Source organism: Nonomuraea sp. NPDC048826, from assembly GCF_043198225.1.
Lineage (GTDB): Bacteria > Actinomycetota > Actinomycetes > Streptosporangiales > Streptosporangiaceae > Nonomuraea.
On the sequence record NZ_JBICUQ010000005.1, the window covers coordinates 644,536 to 664,959 of the forward strand.

A 20,424-nucleotide genomic window follows, 5' to 3' on the forward strand; every position below is an offset into this window, starting at 1 on the left:
CGACACCTCCGGAAGGTAGTTCTATTACCCTCGGCCGGGGCGGGGGTGTCAATGCACGACCGGCAGGGGAAGCCTGATTCGTGCTCCTCCGCTGTCTCGCCTGCGTCCTGCTCCTGCTGTCGCTCGCGGCCGAGCCCAGCAGCGCCCTCCGGGTGTCCCGGCCGAGCATCGTGGTCATCCTGGCCGACGACCTGGAGGCCGGGACGCTCGGCCACTTCCCTCAGATCACCCGTCACCTGGTCCGGCAGGGCCTGTCGTTCGACCGGTTCTTCACGGCCGACTCCTGGTGCTGCCCGTCGCGGTCGTCCATCCTGCGCTCGCAGTACGTCCACAGTCACGGCGTATGGACCAACACCGCGCCGGAAGGGGGATTCGAGCGCTTCAACGGCTCCGGTCTGGAACGTTCCACTATCGGGACCTGGATGCAGGATGCCGGATATCGGACCGCGTACATGGGCAAGTACCTCAACCACTATCCCGGCCCGATGCCCGAGACCTACGTGCCGCCCGGCTGGGACAGCTGGCACGTGCCCGTGCGCGGCCTCTACGACGAGTACGGCTACCGGCTCAACAGCGACGGCGACCCGGTCGAGTACGGCTGGGCCGAACGCGACCACCTCGCCGACGTGCTGGCCGGCAAGGCACGCGGGTTCATCGAGGCGGACGACCGGCCGTTCTTCCTCTTCCTGGCGCCGGTCGCGCCGCACCTGCCGGCCAATCCTCCGGTACGGCACGCCGAGGCGTTCGGCGACGCCACGGCGCCCAGGACCCCGTCGTTCGACCAGGCGGACGTGAGCGAGGAACCTGCCTGGTTGCGCGAGCGTCCCCGGCTGACCCCGAGCGAGAAGGACCGGGCCGACGAGCTGCACCGCACCAGGATGCGGGCCATGCTGGGGGTGGACGACCTGGTCGGCACCGTGATGGACACCCTGCGGAAGACGGGCCGGCTGGACGACACCTACGTGTTCTTCACCTCCGACAACGGCTTCCACCTGGGCACGCACCGGCTGCCGCAGGGCAAGACCACGCCGTTCGAGGAGGCGATCCGGGTGCCGCTGGTGGTGCGCGGGCCCGGCGTGCCGGCCGGGGCGTCGACCGGCGAGCTGAGCGCCACCGTCGACCTCGGCCCCACCTTCGCGGAGCTGGGCGGGGCCACGGTGCCGTCGTTCGCGGAGGGCCGGTCGATGACGCCGCTGCTGCGCGGCGGGCGGCCGGCCAGGTGGCGGGAGAACGTGCTGGTCGAGTTCGCCAGACCGGCGAACCAGGTGTCGGCCGCGCAGACGCCGGTGCCCGGCTACCGCGCGCTGCGCACCCGCCACCACACCTACGTCGTGTACGAGACGGGGGAGGAGCAGCTCTACGACCTGCGCGACGACCCCCACCAGCTGCGCAACCTCGCCCGGCGGGCCGACCCCGCGCTGCTGGAGGACCTGCGGGCCCGGCTGGAGGCGATGCGCACCTGCTCGGGGGCGACCTGCCGGACCGCCGACACCCTGGTCCCGCCCTGACAAGCCCTCAGAAGAGGGACGGGTAGGCATCGGCCCTTCAGAAGAGGGACGGGTAGGCGTCGGCCAGATGGGCGGTGACCGCGCGGGCCGCCTCCTCCGGGTCGCCGTCGTGGATCGCCGACAGGATGCGCTCGTGGCCGGCGCGGAGCACCGCCGTGTCGCCCAGGCGCTCCACCGCCTCCACCGCGTGCCGCCGCATGGAGTCGCGCAGCGAGCGCATGAACGCGGCGATCAGCCGGTTGCCGGACGCGTCCGCGATCGCGCAGTGGAAGGCGGTGTCGTGCTCGACGAACTCCTCGGCCGACCGCGCCGCGTCCATCCCCGCCAGCGCCGCGGCGAGCGCTTCGGTGCCGGCGCCGGTCGAGGCGGCGCGGGCGGCCGCCCAGCGCTCGATCATCAGCCGGGTGTCGATCACCTCGCGCGGCTCCAGGCTGGCCAGCCCGAGATGGAGCCTGAGCAGGTCGGTCAGCGTGTGGTCGGGCCGGGAGATCAGCACCGCGCCCGCGTCCGGCCCCCGCCCCACGTGGGACGTGACGACGCCGAGCGTCTCCAGCACGCGCATCGCCTCGCGCACCGACGAGCGGCTCACGCACAGCTCCTCGGCGAGCTGCCGCTCGGCGGGCAGCCGATCGCCGGGGGTCAGCCCGTCCTCGGCGATCCGGCGCTCCAGCTGGGCGAGCACGTCCTCGAAGGTGCGCGTCCGCTTCGGGCGGGTATCTGGCACGAGACCTCCGTCGAGGATTGCGGTCCGATATGGTCTGACCATACTGTGGTCTGACCATACCCCGGAAGGAGAGGCGTGCGCGTCGCCCTGTTTCTCACCTGCGTGAACGACACGCTCTTCCCCGGCACCGGCAAGGCCGTCGTGTCGCTGCTGCGCAGGCTGGGCTGCGAGGTCGACTTCCCGATGGCCCAGACCTGCTGCGGGCAGATGCACGTCAACACCGGCTACCGGCAGGAGGGGGTCCGGCTGGCCCGCCGCTTCACCGAGGTCTTCGCCGGTTACGAGGCTGTGGTGGTGCCCTCCGGGTCCTGCGCCGCCATGATCCGCGAGCAGTACCCCAAGCTGGTCGAGCCCGGCAGCAAGGGGGCCGCGGCCGTCGGCCGGGTGGTGCCGCGGGTGCACGAGCTGACCGAGTTCCTGCTGGACGTGCTGAAGGTCGAGGACGTCGGGGCCTACTTCCCGCACCGGGTGACCTACCATCCGACCTGCCACTCGCTGCGCGGACTCCATCTCGGCGACCGGCCCGTACGGCTGCTGAGCAGGGTGCGCGGGCTGGAGCTGGTCCCGCTTCCCGGCGCGGAGGAGTGCTGCGGCTTCGGCGGCACGTTCGCGGTCAAGAACGCCGCCGTCTCGGCCGCCATGGGCGCCGACAAGGCGCGCAACGTGACCGGCACCGGCGCCGAGGTGCTGTGCGCGGCCGACAACTCCTGCCTCATGCACATCGGCGGCACGCTCGGCCGACAGAACACGGGGGTACGGGTCATGCACCTCGCGGAGATCCTGGCCGCCACGGAGGCGGGCGGATGAGCGCCACGTTCCTCGGGATGCCCGGCAGTTTCCCGAAAAACGCTGAAAAAGCCGTACGAAACTCGCAGCTTCGCTACAACCTCCGCAAAGCCACGCACACCATCCGCGGCAAGCGCGCGAGCGTCGTCGGCGAGCTGCCCGACTGGCAGGAGCTGCGCGCGGCCGGGAAGGCGATCAAGGACGAGACGCTGCGCCACCTCGACCGCTACCTCCTCCAGCTGGAGGAGGCGGTCACCGACGCGGGCGGCCACGTCCACTGGGCGCGCGACGCCGCCGAGGCCAACCGCATCGTCACCGAGCTGGTCCAGGCCACCGGCGAGACCGAGGTGGTCAAGGTCAAGTCGATGGCCACCCAGGAGATCGGGCTCAACGAGGCGCTGGCCGAGCACGGCATCGCCGCCTACGAGACCGACCTGGCCGAGCTGATCGTCCAGCTTGGCGACGACTTCCCCAGCCACATCCTGGTGCCGGCGATCCACCGCAACCGGGCCGAGATCCGCGAGATCTTCCTGGACCGGATGGGCGACGCGCCCGCGGGGCTCACCGACGAGCCCGCCGCGCTGGCCGAGGCCGCCCGGCTCCACCTGCGCGAACGGTTCCTCAAGAGCAAGGTCGCCATCTCCGGCGCCAACTTCATGGTCGCCGAGACCGGCACGCTCGTGGTGCTGGAGTCCGAGGGCAACGGCCGCATGTGCCTGAGCCTGCCCGAGACGCTCATCAGCGTGGTCGGCATCGAGAAGCTGGTGCCGTCCTGGCGTGACCTGGAGGTGTTCCTGCAGCTGCTGCCGCGCAACTCCACCGGCGAGCGGATGAACCCCTACACCAGCACGTGGACCGGCTCGGCCGAAGGCCAGGAGTTCCACCTGGTGCTGCTCGACAACGGCCGCACCGGCGTGCTCGCCGACGAGGTGGGCCGCCAGGCGCTGCGCTGCATCCGCTGCTCGGCCTGCCTCAACGTGTGCCCCGTCTACGAGCGGGCGGGCGGCCACGCCTACGGCTCGGTCTACCCGGGCCCGATCGGCGCCATCCTCACCCCGCAGCTGCGCGGCATGGGCTCCGAGCTGGACGCCTCGCTCCCGTACGCCTCCAGCCTGTGCGGCGCCTGCTTCGAGGCCTGCCCGGTGGCGATCGACATCCCCGAGGTGCTGGTCCACCTGCGTGCCCAGGCCCCGCACGGGGCGGCCGAGCGGGCCGGCATGCGGGTGGCGGGCTGGGTGTTCGACGACCGGGCCCGGCTGACGCTGGTCCAGCGGCTGGCCTCGCGGCTGCGCAAGCTGGTGCCCAGGCGGCTGCCCGGCCCGTTGTCGGCCTGGACCGACACCCGCGACCTGCCGGACATCCCGGAGGAGCCGTTCAGGGACTGGTGGGAGAGGGAGGAGCGGCATGGGCGCGCGTGAGGAGATCCTCGGCAGGATCCGGCAGGCCGTGCGCGGCGCCCCCGAGGTGGAGATCCCGCGCGCCTACCGGACCGCGCCGCAGGTGGACGACACGGCCGACCTGGTCGGGCTGTTCGCCGAGCGGGTGCGCGACTACGGCGCCGTCGTGCGCGTGCTGCCCGCCGCCGAGGTGCCCGCCGCGATCGCCGAGCTGGTACGGGGACGCCGCATGGTCATCCCGGACGGCCTGCCGCCCGAATGGTCCGGCGGCGCCGAGCCCGCCGGCGGCTCGCTGGCCGAGCTGGACTCCGCCGACGGCGTGGTGACCGGGTGCGCGGTGGCCATCGCCGAGACCGGCACCATCGTCCTCGACACCGGCCCCGGCCAGGGCACCCGCGTGCAGAGCCTGGTGCCCGACTACCACCTGTGCGTGGTGCGGGCCGGCCAGATCGTGGCGGGCGTCCCGGAGGCCGTGGCGCGCCTCGACCCGGCCCGCCCGCTCACCTGGATCAGCGGTCCGTCCGCGACCAGCGACATCGAGCTCAACCGGGTCGAAGGCGTGCACGGCCCCAGGACCCTCGAAGTGATCGTCAGTACCTGAGCACCGCGGCCACGTCCGCGACCTGGTCGGTGAACCAGATCTCGGCGTCGGTCGCGGCCGCCGCCCTGATCAGCGCCGAGTCGGCGCGCTCCTGCACCGGCTGCTCCACCCCCCACGTGCGCAGCTCGCCGGCGTCGGGCGACACCTGGGTCGCGCCCTCACCGATCCAGACCTGGCGCGGCAGCTCGCCGGGCATGAGCAGGGCGCGCACCCGGCCCTCGCGCAGGGCCCGCGCCACGTGGGCCACGCCGGACGGCCCGTCCTGCTCGCCGTGCCGCTCCAGCAGCTCGGCCCTGCGGTCGTCCAGCCAGCTGTCGAGCGCGGTCTCCACGTCCTGCTCGAACCCGCCGGTCCCGTTGCGGTGGCCGTGCTCGACCATCTGCAGCCGGTCGGTGGACCGGGTGCCGAGGTGGTCGCAGAGCATCGAGCGCGACTGCGGCTCGCCGGCCACCAGCACGAGCTGGGCGTCGATGCGCCGCACCTGCTCGTCGACCTGCTGGGCGACGGCCACGGCGTTCTTCTCCCAGGTCTCCTCGACGGCGCGCTCGTAGCGGCCCTGGGAGAAGCCGCCCTGGGCGGTCTTCTGCAACGGCCATTCCTCGGCCGCCACGGTCATCGTGCGCGGCGAACCGCCATCCCTGTACACCGCGACGTCCGCGCCCGCGTGGTCGATGATCACCCGTAGGTGCGGCACCGTCTCGCGCCGCTGCATGAGCATCGGGGTGACGAGCGGCAGCGGCGTGAACGCCGCCAGCGGGCGGGGCACGTCGGACATCAGCTCCGACAGCACGACGTCGCCGTGCGCGGCGAACACCGCGCGGCCGGGACCCGGGCTCAGCACCTCCTCCCGCAGCGCCTCGGACGCGGTGCCACCGGCCCGCTCCAGCTCGTCACGCAGGCTGGTCCACCGGGTGGCCCGGTCCCGCGGCGTGAGCGCGCTCATGTATACGGACGCGTACGGTCCGGGACGCTCGTAGAGCGGCCGGATGAAGTCGAGACGCACGGGTCACCACCTCCGCTTCGCCGGGTCGAGCTCCGCGGCCCGGCTCACCTCGGGAATGGTCATGTAGCGGCGGGCCGGGAGCAGGCGCAGGACGGTGAGCACCTCGTCCGGGGCGCCCATCCGCTCGGCGTGCCGCATCAGGTCGTGGGGGGTCGCGGGAAAGTCGCTGTCGCTCAGCCAGACGGCCAGGTCGCCGCGGAAGCCGTCGTGGCCACGCCGCCCCGGCGTGTAGCGGTGCACCCGCTCCAACCGGCCGGGCTCGTCCTGGGCGGGCATGGTCCCGACGCCGCGTGGGTTGCCGTCGGGACCCTCCGGTCCCTCCGGCTGGTGCGTGCGAGGGCTGTGCTCTTTCATCATCACTCCTCCCCGTTGCGGCCCCTACCCCCGCTTTCGTGGGCAAACATGGCGAGTTGTGTACGCTGCCGACGTGTTCGATCCCCTGCTGACCGTCACCACCGAACGCCTCGCGCTGCGCCCGTTCGGCCTCCCTGACGCCGACCGGATCCGGTCCATCGTCGAGTCCGGCGCCCAGTTCCTGCCTCCCGGCGCCCCCGGCCACGTGGCGTCCGTCTCCCAGTGGCTCGCCAACGGCGTGCACGAGCTCCAGCGCTCCGGCCAGGGCGTTCACCTGGCGATGACGGACCACGACGGGCTGATCGTGGGCGCCATCAGCCTGTTCAAGACCGCGTGGGGCGCCGGCACCACCGAGGTCGGCTACGGCGTCCACCCCCTCCACCGGGGCCGCGGGTTCGCCACGGAGGCGGTGCGCGGGCTCGTCGCGCACGTCTTCGCCGAGACCACGCTGCGCCGCGTGGACCTGACCGCCAACCTGGACAACCTGCCGTCCTTGAGCGTGGCCAGGAAAGCGGGCTTCACCTGGGAAGGCGTCCTGCGCGCCGCGGTCCTGGAGGACGACGGGCCGCACGACCTGGTGATCTTCGGCAGGCTCCGCGACGACGACCCCGCCGCCGACGACGTCCTGCCCAGGACCGAACTGCGCACCCCCCGGCTGCTCATCCGGCCGCTCCACGACAAGGACGTGCCCGACCTGGCCGCCACCGGGGCCGACCCGCTCACCCAGGCCATGACCGGCGTGCCGCGCGACTACGACCAGGCGCAGGCCCGCGCGTTCATCGCCACCGCCGAACGGATGCGGCTGCGCGGTCACGGCATCGCCTGGGCCGCGGAAGAGGTGGCCGGCGGCCGGCTTGCGGTCAGCGTCGACCTCAGAGATGTGGACTGGGCCAACCGGACCGCCGAGATCGGCTACATGGCCGCGCCGTGGGCGCGCGGCCAGGGCTACACCACCGAGACCGTCGCCGCCATCGGCCGCTGGCTCCTGCGCGAGCGGCGCTTCCACCGGCTCAAACTCCGGGCCGCCACCACCAACCCTGCCTCCCAGCGGGTCGCCGAGAAGGCGGGCTTCGTCCGCGAAGGCGTCGAACGCGGCGCGCTGCGCGGCGAGGACCTGGTCGTCTTCAGCCTCATCCCCTCCGACCTCCAAGCAACGGACGACAACCGCACCCCCTGACCCGGGTCTCATGCCGTGGTCTTCGGACCCCGACCCGGAGACCTCTCCCCGTTGTCTTCGGACCCCGCCCCAGAGACCTCTCCCCGTTGTCTTCGAACCTCGGCCCGGTGACCTCTTGGTGAAACGGTGGGGTTGCCGTCAATCTGGTGGGTGAGGACGGTGAGGCGCCATGATCACGGTTGTCGGGTGGGACGGTTCTGATCTGTCGGCCAAGGCGGTCGACCGGCTGAAGGCCGCCAGACTGGTCGTCGGCCCCGACCACGTGACCCGGCGGCTCACGCTGACCGCCGGGATGGCCCCGCTCGACGGCCTGCTCGACACCCTCGACGCCCACATCGAACAGGGCGAGGGCCCCGCCGTCGTGATCACCGAGGGCGACCCCGGCTTCTTCGGCGTGGTGCGCACCCTCCGCGGCCACGGCCTGGAGCCCGACGTGCTGCCCGCCACCTCGATCGTCACCCGCGCCTTCGCCTGCGCCGGGCTCAACTGGGAGGACGCCCTGGTCGTCGCCCCGGCCGGCCCGCACCAGCTCGCCCGCGTGGTCAACGCCTGCCGGGCGCACCCCAAGGTCGCGCTGCTCGTCGCCCCCGGCGTCGGCCCAGGGGAGATCGCCAGGGAGCTCGCGCCCACCACCCCGCGCGCCCTCATCGTCTGCGAGGACCTCGGCGGCCCCGACGAGCGCGTCACCCACAGCCGCATGGGCGAGGCCACCACCCGGCCGTGGAAGGACCCGGACGTGGTGCTCGTCGTCGACCCGCTGCACCGCCGTACGGAACAGAGCTGGGTGGCGGGCGCCCAGCCGGGGCCGGCCGGATGGGCGCTGCCCTTCGAGTCCAGGCTGCCCGCCGAGGTGCGCGCCTACGTGCTCGCCAAGCTCGGCCCCCGGCTCGGCGACCTGGTCTGGGACGTGGGCGCGGGCGACGGCGAGATCGCGGTGGAGTGCGCCAGGTTCGGCGCCGCCGTGGTCGCCGTCGAGCGTGACGCCGACGCCTGCGCCCGGCTGCGCGCGAACGTGCTGAGCCACGGCGTCAAGGTGGCGCTCACCCGCGGCCAGGCCCCGCCCGCGCTCGAACCGCTGCCCGACCCGGACGCCGTCTTCGTCGGCGGCGGCGGCCTGGACGTGATCGTCGCCTGCGCGGCCCGGAGGCCCCGCTCGCTGGTGTGCGCGCTGAAGACCGTCGAGCGCGTGCCCGCCGTGCTCGACCTGCTCCGCGAGCACGGCTACCGCGCCGAAGGCAGCCAGATCCTCGCCGCCGGGCTCGTCATCGGCCCCGACGGCTCCCACAGCCTGAGTTCGGCCGACCCCGTCTTCGTGGTCCACGCGACACCCGCGCCGGTCGCCTGATCTGTCGCTCAGCGCCGCGCATCGGTTATCCTCGCGTGTCCTCTTCTACGCACCGGAGAACCTTCCCCATGAAGCCGCCGCTCCTGCTTGTCGGGCAGGGCTCCAACGACGACGCCGACTCCGCCGAGTTCGGCAGGTTCGTGCACCGGCTCCGCTGCCGGCTCGACCGCACCGCCGCCGACGTGTCGGGCGGCTACCTGGAGCGGGCCACGCCCCTGCTGAGCGAGTCCGTCGCCTCCCTCGTCGCCCGGGGCCATCACCGGCTGGTCGCGCTGCCGCTGAGCCTGAGCCGTGCTCACGCCGACCTGCCCGCCGCCATGGCCCTGGAGCAGCAGCGGCACCCCACCCTCATGTACGACTACGGCCGGCCGGTCGGCCCCGACCCGCGCGTGCTCGCGCTGCTGGCCGAGCGGCTCAACGACGCCGCCGCCGAGATGCCCAGGCCCCGGCCGCTGGAGCTGGTCGGCGGCCGTCCCCGGCTGCGCGCCGTCGACGGCGCCGCCCTCGACGGCGCCCCGCCGCACGTCGAGCCGGGCGAGACTGCCGTGGTGCTGGTCGGCGAAGGCTCCACCGACCCGGCCGCCAACGCCGACGTGCACCGCGTGTCCCGGCTGTTCTGGGAGACGCACGCGTACGACTTCATGACCGTGGAGACCGCGTTCGTCTCCCTCACCCCGCCCGGCGTGCCCGGCGGGCTGGAGCGCTGCCGCCGCCTCGGTGCCAAGCGCGTCATCGTCGTGCCCTACCTGCTGTTCGCGGGCGGCACGCTGGAGCGCGTGTGGGCGCAGGCGCTCGCCTACGGAGCCGGCCACCCCGAGCTCGACATCCGCTGCGCCGAGGTGATCGGCGACTGTGAGACGCTGGCCGACGTGGTCATCGACCGCTACGAGGAAGCGCTTCACCTGGTCCCCTGACCCCGGAGGTTCCGTGCCCGCCGAGACGCCCGCCGAGACGCCTGCCGAGACCCCCGCTGAGACGCCCGCCGAGACGCCTGCCGAGACGCCTGCCGAGACCCCCGCCGAGACCCCCGCCGTGACGCCTGCCGAGACGCCCGCCGTGATCCTCGCCGAGACGCTCGCCGCGCTCCGACCCGCCGATCCGCGCGCGCTCGCCGAGGCCAGGGCCCACCAGGACCGGCTCACCAAGCCGCGCGGGTCGCTGGGCGCGCTGGAGGAGGTCGCCGTGCGGCTCGCGGGAGCGGCCGGGGTCAGCCCGCCGCCCGTGCCCGCCCCCGCCGCGCTGGCGATCTTCGCCGCCGACCACGGCGTGCACGCCCGGGGCGTCAGCCCGTGGCCGCAGGAGGTCACGGTGCAGATGGTGAGCAACTTCCTGGCCGGCGGCGCGGTGGCCAACGCCTTCGCCGCCCAGGCCGGGGCGTCGGTCACCGTGGTGGACGTGGGCGTCGCCGCCGACCTGCCCGACCATCCCCGCCTGGTCAAGCGGAAGATCGGGTACGGCACCGCCGACCTGTCGCGCGGGCCCGCGATGACCGGCGACGAGGTCGTACGCGCGCTGGAAGCGGGCATCGCGGTGGCCCGCGAACTGGTGGCGTCCGGCGCCCGGTGCCTGATCACGGGCGACATGGGCATCGCCAACACGACGGCCTCGGCGGCGCTGATCGCGGCCTTCACCGGCCGCGACCCCGCCGAGGTGACCGGTCTCGGCACCGGCATCACGGAGGACGCGCACGCCCGGAAGATCGCCGTGGTCCGCGACGCCCTCCAGGCCAACGGCCTCCTCCAGGGCGAGACACCGGCCCTTCCGGAGGGACGGCCGGATCCGGTCGGCGGGGCGCGGGGCGAGGAGTTGCGGGTGCTCGCGGCCGTCGGGGGGTTCGAGCATGCCGCCATCGCCGGGTTCGTCCTGGGCGGGGCCGCCGCGCGGGTGCCGGTGATCCTCGACGGGGTGATCGCCGGAGCCGCCGCGCTGGCCGCCGCCGCGCTCGCGCCCGCCGTCGTCGACCACTGCGTCGCGGGCCACCGCTCGGCGGAGCCTGGCCACGCGGCCGCGCTCGACCACCTCGGCCTGCGTCCCCTGGTGGACCTGGAGCTGCGGCTCGGCGAAGGCACCGGCGGCCTCCTGGCCCACCCGATCGTCTGCGCCGCCGTACGCGTGATGCACGAGGTCGCCACGTTCGACTCGGCGGGAGTGACAGAAAAGCCCATGTGATGATGAAAGGGACAGGACCACCAGAGAGGTGACAGTGCCCAGATACGGACCGATGTACGGCCCGGACATCACCTTCCTCGGCGTCGAACGTTGCGACCTGGACGACCCGGCGACCTACGAGGACGCCGACGTCGTCATCCTCGGCGCGCCCTTCGACGGCGGGACCTCGCACCGGCCCGGCGCCCGATTCGGACCGATGGCCCTGCGCCAGGCCTGCTACCTGCCGCACGACGGCTCCAGGCCCAGCCTCGCGCTGCGCGTGGACGGCCTGCGCGACCTGCGGGTACGCGACGCCGGGGACGTCGAGTGCTACTCGGGCGACGTGGACGGCTCGCTGGTGGCCATCGAGGAGGCCGTGCACCGGATCGCCGCCTCCGGCGCGGTCCCGATCGTGCTCGGCGGCGACCACACGATCGCGCTGCCGGACGCCCGCGGCACCGCGCGGGCGCACGCCCCCGGCCGCACCTCGATGATCCACTTCGACGCGCACGCCGACACCGGGAACATCGCCTTCGGCCACCTGTACGGGCACGGCCAGCCGATGCGCCGGCTCATCGAGTCCGGCGCGATCCGCGGCGACCGGTTCCTGCAGATCGGGCTGCGCGGCTACTGGCCGGAGCCGGAGACGCTGGAGTGGATGGCCCGCCAGGACATGCGCTCGTACGAGATGACCGAGATCGTCGCCCGTGGCCTGGAGGAGTGCCTCACCGAGGCGTTCGCGATCGCGCTGGACGAGTGCGACCGTGTCTTCCTGTCCGTCGACATCGACGTGTGCGACCCCGGCCACGCGCCCGGCACCGGCACTCCCGAGCCGGGCGGGCTCACGGCCCGGCAGCTCCTCGACGCGGTGCGGCGCATCTGCTACGAACTGCCCGTCGCCGGGATGGAGGTCGTCGAGGTCGCGCCCCCGTACGATCACGCGGACATCACGGCTCTCCTCGGCAACAGGGTTATCCTGGAGGCGCTTTCGGCCATGGCCAGGCGGCGCGAGGACGACGCCGGCGGGCCGCGCTGGGACCCTCGCCAGCCCTTGCTCGACGGTCGTTGACCCGTGCGAAACAACTGATGCCTTGAGAGCCGGTAGGTTTACCACCTAGCACGCAACGTACGCGAACGGGAGATTCCCCACCATGGGTCCCTACCTCCTCGGCCTGCGGCTTTCCGGCCGCCGGGTCCTCGTCGTGGGTGGCGGGCGAGTCGCCCAGCGGCGGGTGCCCGCGCTGCTCGAGGCGGGAGCGGAGGTGAGCGTGGTCTCGCCGTCCGTCACCCCGGCTCTGGACGATCTCATCGCCGCCGGCCGCGTCACCTGGCACGCCCGTCCCTACGAAGTGGGCGACTGCGACGGCGCCTGGCTCGTCCAGGCGTGCACCGACGACAGGTCGGTCAACACCGCGGTCGCCGCCGAGGCGGAGGCCAAGCGCATCTGGTGCGTGCGCGCCGACGACAAGGACGCCTCCGCCGCCTGGACCCCCGCCTCCGGCCGCGTCGACGAGATCAGCGTGGCCGTCACCGCGGGCGGCGACCCGCGCCGGGCGGCCGGCATCCGCGACGCCGTGGTGGGCGCGCTGCGCGACGGCACCGTCGACGCCCGGCGCAACCGCACCAAACCGGTGGGCGTCGCGCTCGTCGGCGGCGGGCCCGGCGACCCCGGGCTGATCACCGTACGCGGCCGCCAGCTGCTCTCCCAGGCCGACGTGGTCGTCGCCGACCGGCTCGCGCCGCGCGCCCTGCTCGACGAGCTGGCGCCCGACGTCGAGCTCATCGACGCCGCCAAGGTGCCCTACGGCCGCTCCCTGTCCCAGGAAGCGATCAACGACCTGCTGGTGGACCGAGCCAGAGCGGGCAAGTTCGTGGTCCGGCTCAAGGGCGGCGACCCGTTCGTGTTCGGCCGCGGCGGCGAGGAGATGATCGCCTGCGCCCAGGCCGGCATCCCGGTGCTGGTCGTGCCCGGCATCACCAGCGCCGTCTCGGTGCCCGCCGCGGCGGGCGTCCCCGTCACGCACCGCGGGGTGAGCCAGGAGTTCCACGTCGTCTCCGTGCACGTCCCGCCGGACGACCCGCGGTCCACCGTCGACTGGCCAGGCCTGGCGCGTTCCCGCGGCACCCTGGTGTTCATGATGGCCGTCGAAAGGCTCGCGGCGGTCGCCGAAGCCCTCATCCGAGACGGACGTCCACCGGAGACTCCCGTAATGGTGGTGCAGGACGGTACCCTTCCGACCCAGCGGGCGGTCACCGCTTCGCTTTCCACCGTGGCCGACCGCGTGTCCGCGGCTGGGATACGACCACCGGCGATCGCCGTCGTCGGCGATGTCGTCAAGGTCGGCCAGGAGGTCGAGATGGTTCGAGCGGAGCGCCTGCCGTGAACACCGCCATGGATGACGGGCGCGGGGGGTCGCCGGGGGAGCAGACCCTGAGATTCCGCGCCATTACCGACGACCCGCCGGGCTCCCCCGCCGAGCCGGAATCCGACGCTGACGAGGTCCGCGAGACCCGCCCGGCCGAGCCGTCGTCCCTTGACACCGCCGAGGAGTCCGCCCAGGTCGAGCCCGAGACCGTCGAGCCGGTGCTCGACTCCGACAGCTCCGGTGACGAGCGTGACGAGGAGCCGGCTGACGACGAGCCCGAAGCGGACGTCGTACCGGAGGAGGCCGCGGAGGACGTCTCACCCGGAGAGCCCGAAGCCGAGGCGGAGCCGGAAGAGCCCGAAGCGGACGTCGTACCGGAAGAGCCCGAAGCGGACGTCGTACCGGAAGAGCCCGAAGCGGACGTCGTACCGGAAGAGCCCGAAGCGGACGTCGTACCGGAAGGGTCCGAAACCGACGACGTACCGGAAGAGGCTGACGGCGAGGAGACCGAGTCCGGGGAGGCCCCGGACGGTGAGAGGGTGCGTGAGGAGGCGCTGCCGCCCGAGGTGATGGCGGCGTTGTCGTCGGCGCTGGGCGCGCTGCGCGAGAGCGTGGCGTCGCTGCGGTTCGGGCTCGACCTGCCGGGAGCCCAGGAGGCGCGCAAGGCGAGCGGCGAGCTGCTCGCCCAGCTTGAGGACTACGTGCTGCCGAGGGTGCGGACCAACACCGCGCCCGCCCTGATCGTCGTCGCCGGCTCGACCGGCGCGGGCAAGTCCACGCTGGTCAACTCCCTCGCCGAGAAGAACGTCTCACGCACCGGCGTGCGCCGCCCGACCACCGGCGTGCCCGTCCTGGTGTGCCATCCCGACGACCGCAAGTGGTTCGCCGAGGGTGAGCTGCTGGGCGGGCTGCGGCGGCTCGACCGGGCCAGGCCCGACGTCGGTCAGGGCGCCATCGTGATCAGCTCCACGGAGAAGCTGCCCCAGGGCGTGGCGCTGCTCGACACCCCCGACATCGACTCGGTCGTCGAGGAGCACCACGAGATCGCCCACCGCATGCTCGACGCCGCCGACCTGTGGATCTTCGTCACCACCGCCTCCCGCTACGCCGACGCCCCCGCGTGGAACCTGCTGCGCCTGGCCAAGGAGCGCGGCGCCCGGCTGGCCATCGTGCTCTCCCGGGTGCAAGACAGGGCCCGCGAGGTGGTGCTCAAGCACTTCGTCCGCATGCTCACCGAGTACGGGCTGGGGGAGATCGACAGGTTCGTCATCGGCGAGTCGAAGGTCGCCGACGGGCGGCTGCCCGACAGCGAGGTGACCGAGCTGCGGCTGTGGCTCGCCGAGCTGTCCGTCGACGAGGCCCGCCGCGCCGAGGCGGTCAGAGCCACGCTCAACGGCGTGCTCGACAGCTTCCGCACCCGCGTCCCGGCGCTGGCCAAGCACCTGGAGACGCAGATCGCCTTCCGCGGTGAGCTGCGCGGCGACGTGGAGTCCGCCTACCTCGGCGCGCTCAACGACCTCGACAAGGCGTTCAGGAGCGGCGCGCTGATCCACGGCGAGGTGCTCGCCCGCTGGCAGGACTTCGCCGGGTCCGGCGACCTGATGCGCTCGCTCCAGCTGCGCAAGCGCGCCAGGAGCGGCAGGCAGACGCCGGAGCGCATCATCGCCTTCCGCGCGGCGCTGCGCACCGGCCTGGAGTCGGTGATCGTCGCCGCCGCCACCCGCGCGGCGGAAGAGGTGAACGCCCGCTGGCGGCACCGCGCCGAAGCCGGCGCGACGCTGGTGAGAGGGCTGGAGCGGCCGTCCGACGATCTCGTACGGCACGCGAGCCGCGCCGTCGCCGCCTGGCAGGAACACGTCACCGAGCTGGTCCGCACCGAGGGCGTGGCCAAGCGGTCGGTGTCGAAGCTGGTGTCGTTCGACCCCGACGCGCTGTCGCTGATCTTCATGGTCGCCATGTTCAGCGGTGGCAATATCGAGGGAGTGCCGCACCGGCTGGTCAAGGCACTGCTCGGCGCGGAGTCGCTGCGCGGCATCGGCGCCAAGGCGCTGAGCGACCTGCGGGCGAGGATCGGCATGCTGTTCGACGAGGAGTCCATGCGTTACGTGCAAGCGCTCGACACGGCCGGGATCCCGGATGAGTCCGCCGCGACGCGGCTCTACCAGGCCACGTACAACCTTGAGGTCGCACGATGACCACCGTCACCCCTCCCAGGCCACGCCTGGCACCCAGGCTGACCGCGCTGTCCAAGGTCGTGGAGCTCGGCCCAGGACGGCTCGACCCGAAGCTGATGTCGGAGGCGGAGTCGCTGCTGCTGCGCGCCGGCGACCGGCTCAAGCTGTCGTCCGAGCACACCGTGGTCGCCCTCGCCGGCGGCACGGGCAGCGGCAAGTCGTCGCTGTTCAACGCCATCTCCGGGCTGGAGCTGTCGCCGACCGGCGTGCGCCGGCCCACCACCGCGCGCACCCACGCCTGCGTGTGGGGGCTCGAAGGCGCGGCGCCGCTGCTCGACTGGCTGCAGATCCAGTGGCGTCACCGGTTCGCCCGCGCCAGCGCCCTGGACAAGGGCGAGAGCCAGCTGCACGGGCTCATCCTGCTCGACCTGCCCGACCACGACTCCATCAGGGCGCTCAACGACAACGAGGCCGACCGGCTCATCGGGCTGGCCGACCTGGTGGTGTGGGTGCTCGACCCGCAGAAGTACGCCGACGCCTCCACCCACCGCCGCTACGTCACCGAGCTGGCGGGACACGAGGCGGTCACCGTGTTCGCGCTGAACCAGGCCGACCGGCTCTCCACCGAGGAGCTCGCCGAACTGGTCATCGACCTCAACGACCTGCTCCGCCGCGAAGGCGTCGAGCACCCGACGGTCGTGCCCACCTCCGCTGTCTCCGGGCGCGGCGTCGAGAGCCTCAAGAGCGTCATCTCCGGCGCCGTCTCCCGCCGCCGGGCCGCCATCCAGAAGCTGGACGCCGACCTCCGCAAGCTCGAACAGCGGATGACCGCCGCCATGCCCGTCGGCGAGGCGCTCGCCGTGCCCGCCGCCGTGGACGAGGCACGCAAGATGGGCCTGGTCGACGCCCTCTGCGACGCCGTCGGCGTGCCGGCCGTGGGCGAGGCCATGGAGAACATCTACGTCGAGCGTTCCAACCGGTGGGTGGGCTGGCCGTACCCGCGCTGGATCGACCGGTTCCGCCCCGACCCCCTCAAGAGCCTGCGCCTCGAAGACGTCAGCGACGAGATCCGGGGCATCGCCACCGGCACGGTCAGCGCGCAGGCGGCCGAGGTCACCAACGCCGTCCAGGCGCTGGCCGAAGGACTGACGGGCTCGATGCACCCGGTGTGGCGCTCGGCGGTCCACCACGCGGCGCGGTCCCGGCTGGGCAAGGTGCCGTCGGCGCTCACCAAGGACCTCACCGAGGTCGCGCCCCAGCTCGACCGGGTGCCCGGCTGGTGGCGGCTGCTCAAGGTGTGGCAGTACGCCCTGGTCGTGGCGTTCGGGATCGGCCTCCTCTGGCTCACGCTGGGGCTGCTGATGCCGGGCGCCCTGCCGCCGGCGCTGGAACTGATGGGCGACACGGCGGCGCTTCCCTGGGCGGCGCTGATGACGGTCTCGGTGCTCGGGCTCGGTGCGCTGTCGGGCATCGCCTCACGCAACTTCGTCGAACTGGGCGCCTCGCGCGAGCGCGAGCGGCTGGAGCGCGAGATGCGGCGCCGGGTCGCGGCGATCGCCGAGAAGATGGTGGTGGAGCCGGTCGAACGCGAACTCGCCCGCCACCACGCGTTCTACACAGCCATGCGCGCCATCTCCACCTGACCGACGCCGCTCTGTTTCGTACGATCGCGCCACCCGGACGGTCTGTTTGTGCGATCGCGCCACCCGGACGGTCTGTTTGTGCGATCGCGCCACCCGGACGGTCTGTTTGTGCGATCGCGCCACCCGGACGGTCTGTTTGTGCGATCGCGCCACCCGGACGGCTCGTAAACGCTGACCCGCACCTTCCACAGCCTTCGGCAGAACCACCCCGTCATCCCCAGAACGCGGCTCGGCGCCATCTGGGCTGGTCGGCGGCGGCACCGTAGTCCCAGGTCGCGGGCGCCCGGCCCGCCACATGGGAGGCAACGGATGAACGACATCTACATCACGCTCACCGGCAACGTCGCAGCGGAGCCGCGCGAATACACCTTCGACGACGGCTCCAAGGTCACCTCGCTCCGGGTGCTCACCGCGCATCGCTACTTCGACAGGAAATCGGGCCAGTGGGTCGACGGCGAGAAGGTCTGCTTCGCGGTGCGCTGCTGGCGCACCCTCGGAGACAACGTCGCCCAGTCCGTCAGGGTCGGGCAGCCGGTGGTGGTGTCGGGCAAACTGCGCATCCGCGAGTTCGGCCCGGAGGGCGACCGGCGTTTCATGCCCGAGATCGAGGCCTCCGCCGTGGGCCACGACCTGCGCTGGGGCACCGGCACCTTCGTCAAGCCCGAGCGGTCCGGCGGATCCTCGGTGAGCAGGGAGATGCGCGACCGCCTCGACGAGGAGACCCAGGACTGGGCGATGGGCACCCGCAAGGGGCCGGGCATGGTGGTCAGGGAGATCCCGGCGGACGAGGCGGCGGTGCGCATCATCGGCGCCGACGAGAACGAGAAGGAATCGGAAGACGCCGAGTGGCCGCAGGAGGAACGAGCGGCGGCCTGATCACGACGTCCCGGGCGGGGCGCGACGACGAGCGCCCCGCCCGGATCCGGCATGCGTGCTGGGCTGCATCTGCGTGCGTCCGATGAGGTTCTGTGTGGTCAAGACCCAAGACCTTTTTGGGGAACCCCCTCGGGCTGAGCGCCGCTATGCGTGCCTGCGGCCCGCTCATCCCGCCGTAGTTCCGGGAGAACCCGGTTCCGGTGCGTGCGCCACCTCCGGGAGCGACCTGGACGACGAGGGCTGGTTCCAGGGCGACGAGGACCCCGCCGATGTCACGCCCGTCGCGGGCTGGTTCCAGGACGACGAGGACCTCGCCGACGTCACGCTCGTCGCGGGCGACCACCTGACCGCCGGCGCCCCCTACCAGCGCCACACCGACCCGGGAGCTTCGGCGGGGCCGCCGACACACGGTTCGTGCAGGCTCGGCGGGCCGTTGGGGTGGGGTCTGCGCAGGCTCGGCCGAGGGGCCGAGGGGCCGAGGGGCGGGCAGTCGGGAAGCCGGGCAGCCGGGCAGCCGGAGAGCTTAGGGGGCAGGGCGCCGGGAAGCCGGAGAGCTCAGGGGCAGGGCGCCGGGAAGCCGAGGAGCCGGGGGACCGAGGAGTTGAGGGGCCGGGCAGCCGGGAGGCCGGAGAGCTGGGGGCGAGGAGACGAGGAACCGGTGCCCGAGGGGGTGAGGAGTTGGGCAGCCGGGGAGTAGGGAGGAACCGGGGAGGTCGGAGGCCGGGGGTCGGAGGGGGTGGGGTGTGGAGGCCCTCGACGAAGCGGGGGGAGGGGGCATCGGCCGGTGGAGTGTGGTGTGAACGCTGAGCCGATGGGCGCCCGCATGGAGGGGCAAGGGCATCCGTCAGGTCCAGATGACGCCCCGCATCATGATGTGCTCCCTTCGTCGTGGCTTGTTCGCGGAAGCGAACCCTGTCCACATCCAGCCAACCACATAACCCCAGGCGTTTCTCCGGAGAAGCTATCGTTTCCCATCGCGCACCACACACTCCGCAACTATTGTGTTACACATAGTTAGCGAGAAGGGAGACCAGATGGCGACGACCGGTCACACCTCGATAAAGCGACGTGACGGTCTGTCGACACTGGTGGCCCGCTGGCCATTTCTCGGCCAACGCCGGGCCCTGGTCGCGTACATCGGGGCGATCGTCGTCCTGGACCTCGCCGCTATCGTGGGCACGGCCGTCGCCATCCCCTTCTACTGGCACGATCCGCTGGTCTTCCTCTCGTTGATGACCTGCGGGGCGATCTGCATCGAGGCCACCAGGCGGCTCGGCATGCCCGCCGGGGTGTCCCGCGACCTGTTGTCGGCCTGGTGGCTGCCGGTCGCGCTGCTGCTGCCGCCGGTCTACGCGCTGCTGGCGCCGATCGTGCTGCAGACGCTGTTGCAGGTGCGGGTGCGGGCGGCGCTGCTGCACCGGCGGGTGTTCAGCGCGGCCGCGATCGGGCTGGCCGGGTGCGCGGCGTCGTTCCTGTTCCGCGGCCTGGCCCCGCACGCCTGGCCGCTCAAGGGGGGCGACGGCAGCGTCGTCATGCTGGCGGTCCTGGCCGCGGTGGTGTTCTCGCTGATCAACACCGCTTTGATCGCGATCGCCGCGCACACCGCCAATCCCGACGCCGGCTGGCGCGAGGTGCTCTGGGACCGGGAGAGCGTCACGCTGGACGTGGTAGAGCTGTGCCTCGGCGTCATGGTGACCGTCGGGTGCGGGCTGCACCCCATCCTGCTCGTGCTGGCCCTTCCTCCGGTCGTGCTGCTCCAGCGGAGCCTCCTGCACGCCCAGTTGCAGGCCGCGGCCCGTACCGACGCGAAGACCGGCCTGCTCAACGCCGCCGCCTGGCACCGGGAGGCGGACACCGAGATCGTCCGGGCGCGCCGTACGGGTGAGACGCTCGCGATCCTGATCATCGACATCGACCACTTCAAACGGGTCAACGACGCGTACGGGCACCTGGCGGGCGACCAGGTGCTGATCAGCGTGGCGGAGGTGCTCCGCAGCCAGTTGCGCGACTACGACCTGGTGGGGAGGTTCGGCGGCGAGGAGTTCGTCGTGCTGCTGCCGGGGGCCGACCTGCACGAGGCCCGGACGGTCGCCGAACGCCTGCGTGCCCGGATCGGCCGCATGTCCGTCGCGGCCGACGAGGCGTTCATCACGGTCACGGTCTCGGCGGGCGTCGCGCTCATGACGACCCACGGCGACGATCTCATCGAGCTGCTGGCAGCCGCCGACCTGGCGCTTTACCGGGCCAAGGAGCTGGGCAGGAACCGCGTCTGCGTCCCCGTGGCCCCGCCCCGCCTGCAAGGCGGCGCCGCCGGGTGACGGC

The 20,424-nt window shown here is 72.8% G+C and carries 17 protein-coding genes; 14 read left to right on the forward strand and 3 right to left on the reverse strand.

Features of this window, described 5'->3' with window-relative positions:
* The first annotated feature begins 80 nt into the window (after positions 1-80).
* On the forward strand, positions 81-1,508 hold the full coding sequence (locus tag ACGFI7_RS21295; protein ID WP_393406902.1) for a sulfatase: 1,428 nt from the start codon (positions 81-83) through the stop codon (positions 1,506-1,508).
* Positions 1,509-1,545: 37 nt separating this feature from the next.
* Here ACGFI7_RS21295 and ACGFI7_RS21300 read toward each other — a convergent pair whose 3' ends face one another.
* The gene (locus ACGFI7_RS21300) at positions 1,546-2,232 is read right to left on the reverse strand and encodes a FadR/GntR family transcriptional regulator (protein ID WP_393406904.1); all 687 of its coding nucleotides are present in this window, start codon (positions 2,230-2,232) and stop codon (positions 1,546-1,548) included.
* A gap of 75 nt (positions 2,233-2,307) precedes the next feature.
* On the opposite strand from ACGFI7_RS21300, the gene ACGFI7_RS21305 reads away from it, so the two are divergent.
* Genes ACGFI7_RS21305 through ACGFI7_RS21315 form a run of 3 tightly spaced genes read left to right on the forward strand, consistent with a single transcriptional unit; the run spans position 2,308 to position 5,016 of the window.
* Entirely contained in the window at positions 2,308-3,039 is a 732-nt protein-coding gene (locus tag ACGFI7_RS21305; protein WP_393406907.1) for a (Fe-S)-binding protein, read from the forward strand.
* Positions 3,036-4,436 carry a lactate utilization protein B gene (locus ACGFI7_RS21310; protein ID WP_393406910.1) on the forward strand — a complete coding sequence of 467 codons (1,401 nt, stop codon included), beginning with the start codon at positions 3,036-3,038 and terminating at the stop codon, positions 4,434-4,436. Before ACGFI7_RS21305 ends, ACGFI7_RS21310 begins: the two co-directional genes overlap by 4 nt.
* Positions 4,423-5,016 carry a lactate utilization protein C gene (locus ACGFI7_RS21315; protein ID WP_393406912.1) on the forward strand — a complete coding sequence of 198 codons (594 nt, stop codon included), beginning with the start codon at positions 4,423-4,425 and terminating at the stop codon, positions 5,014-5,016. Before ACGFI7_RS21310 ends, ACGFI7_RS21315 begins: the two co-directional genes overlap by 14 nt.
* On the opposite strand, the gene ACGFI7_RS21320 is transcribed toward ACGFI7_RS21315, so the two are convergent.
* Positions 5,006-6,019, reverse strand: coding sequence for a Vms1/Ankzf1 family peptidyl-tRNA hydrolase (locus tag ACGFI7_RS21320; RefSeq protein WP_393406915.1), 1,014 nt, complete (start codon positions 6,017-6,019; stop codon positions 5,006-5,008). The two genes, ACGFI7_RS21315 and ACGFI7_RS21320, sit on opposite strands and share 11 nt — an antisense overlap.
* A 3-nt stretch (positions 6,020-6,022) precedes the next feature.
* A complete protein-coding gene (locus ACGFI7_RS21325) occupies positions 6,023-6,376 on the reverse strand; it encodes a DUF2795 domain-containing protein (RefSeq protein ID WP_393406918.1) in 354 nt (117 codons plus the stop codon).
* Between the two features lie 70 nt (positions 6,377-6,446).
* On the opposite strand from ACGFI7_RS21325, the gene ACGFI7_RS21330 reads away from it, so the two are divergent.
* From ACGFI7_RS21330 to ACGFI7_RS21375, 10 genes are all read left to right on the forward strand, one after another.
* The gene (locus ACGFI7_RS21330; protein WP_393406920.1) at positions 6,447-7,550 is read left to right on the forward strand and encodes a GNAT family N-acetyltransferase; all 1,104 of its coding nucleotides are present in this window, start codon (positions 6,447-6,449) and stop codon (positions 7,548-7,550) included.
* A gap of 169 nt (positions 7,551-7,719) precedes the next feature.
* Entirely contained in the window at positions 7,720-8,895 is a 1,176-nt protein-coding gene (locus tag ACGFI7_RS21335) for a precorrin-6Y C5,15-methyltransferase (decarboxylating) subunit CbiT (protein WP_393406922.1), read from the forward strand.
* A 68-nt stretch (positions 8,896-8,963) separates the two neighbouring features.
* Positions 8,964-9,809 (forward strand): sirohydrochlorin chelatase, encoded by an 846-nt coding sequence (locus ACGFI7_RS21340; RefSeq protein WP_393406925.1) that lies wholly within the window; start codon positions 8,964-8,966, stop codon positions 9,807-9,809.
* 145 nt (positions 9,810-9,954) lie between these two features.
* Positions 9,955-11,064 (forward strand): nicotinate-nucleotide--dimethylbenzimidazole phosphoribosyltransferase, encoded by a 1,110-nt coding sequence (locus tag ACGFI7_RS21345; RefSeq protein ID WP_393407161.1) that lies wholly within the window; start codon positions 9,955-9,957, stop codon positions 11,062-11,064.
* A gap of 34 nt (positions 11,065-11,098) precedes the next feature.
* Positions 11,099-12,112 carry an agmatinase gene (gene speB / locus ACGFI7_RS21350; RefSeq protein ID WP_393406927.1) on the forward strand — a complete coding sequence of 338 codons (1,014 nt, stop codon included), beginning with the start codon at positions 11,099-11,101 and terminating at the stop codon, positions 12,110-12,112.
* Positions 12,113-12,194: 82 nt separating this feature from the next.
* On the forward strand, positions 12,195-13,427 hold the full coding sequence (gene cobA / locus ACGFI7_RS21355) for a uroporphyrinogen-III C-methyltransferase (protein ID WP_393406930.1): 1,233 nt from the start codon (positions 12,195-12,197) through the stop codon (positions 13,425-13,427).
* Complete coding sequence (locus ACGFI7_RS21360; protein ID WP_393406932.1) at positions 13,424-15,604, forward strand: GTPase; 2,181 nt, start codon at positions 13,424-13,426, stop codon at positions 15,602-15,604. Before cobA ends, ACGFI7_RS21360 begins: the two co-directional genes overlap by 4 nt.
* Positions 15,601-17,226 (forward strand): GTP-binding protein, encoded by a 1,626-nt coding sequence (locus tag ACGFI7_RS21365; protein WP_393406934.1) that lies wholly within the window; start codon positions 15,601-15,603, stop codon positions 17,224-17,226. The genes ACGFI7_RS21360 and ACGFI7_RS21365 overlap by 4 nt, the downstream gene beginning before the upstream one ends.
* 309 nt (positions 17,227-17,535) lie before the next feature.
* Positions 17,536-18,102, forward strand: a complete 567-nt coding sequence (locus tag ACGFI7_RS21370; protein WP_393406935.1) for a single-stranded DNA-binding protein — start codon at positions 17,536-17,538, stop codon at positions 18,100-18,102.
* 1,034 nt (positions 18,103-19,136) lie between these two features.
* Complete coding sequence (locus ACGFI7_RS21375) at positions 19,137-20,420, forward strand: GGDEF domain-containing protein (protein ID WP_393406937.1); 1,284 nt, start codon at positions 19,137-19,139, stop codon at positions 20,418-20,420.
* The last annotated feature ends 4 nt before the right edge of the window (positions 20,421-20,424 follow it).

What these genes read in the sequence shown, in the direction of transcription:
- ACGFI7_RS21325 (WP_393406918.1), bottom strand. Translation starts at nt 6,376, where the DNA reads ATGATGAAAGAGCACAGCCCTCGCACGCACCAGCCGGAGGGACCGGAG.
- cobA (WP_393406930.1), top strand. Translation starts at nt 12,195, where the DNA reads ATGGGTCCCTACCTCCTCGGCCTGCGGCTTTCCGGCCGCCGGGTCCTC.
- ACGFI7_RS21370 (WP_393406935.1), top strand. Translation starts at nt 17,536, where the DNA reads ATGAACGACATCTACATCACGCTCACCGGCAACGTCGCAGCGGAGCCG.
- ACGFI7_RS21315 (WP_393406912.1), top strand. Translation starts at nt 4,423, where the DNA reads ATGGGCGCGCGTGAGGAGATCCTCGGCAGGATCCGGCAGGCCGTGCGC.
- ACGFI7_RS21310 (WP_393406910.1), top strand. Translation starts at nt 3,036, where the DNA reads ATGAGCGCCACGTTCCTCGGGATGCCCGGCAGTTTCCCGAAAAACGCT.
- ACGFI7_RS21365 (WP_393406934.1), top strand. Translation starts at nt 15,601, where the DNA reads ATGACCACCGTCACCCCTCCCAGGCCACGCCTGGCACCCAGGCTGACC.
- ACGFI7_RS21375 (WP_393406937.1), top strand. Translation starts at nt 19,137, where the DNA reads ATGGCGACGACCGGTCACACCTCGATAAAGCGACGTGACGGTCTGTCG.
- ACGFI7_RS21335 (WP_393406922.1), top strand. Translation starts at nt 7,720, where the DNA reads ATGATCACGGTTGTCGGGTGGGACGGTTCTGATCTGTCGGCCAAGGCG.
- ACGFI7_RS21340 (WP_393406925.1), top strand. Translation starts at nt 8,964, where the DNA reads ATGAAGCCGCCGCTCCTGCTTGTCGGGCAGGGCTCCAACGACGACGCC.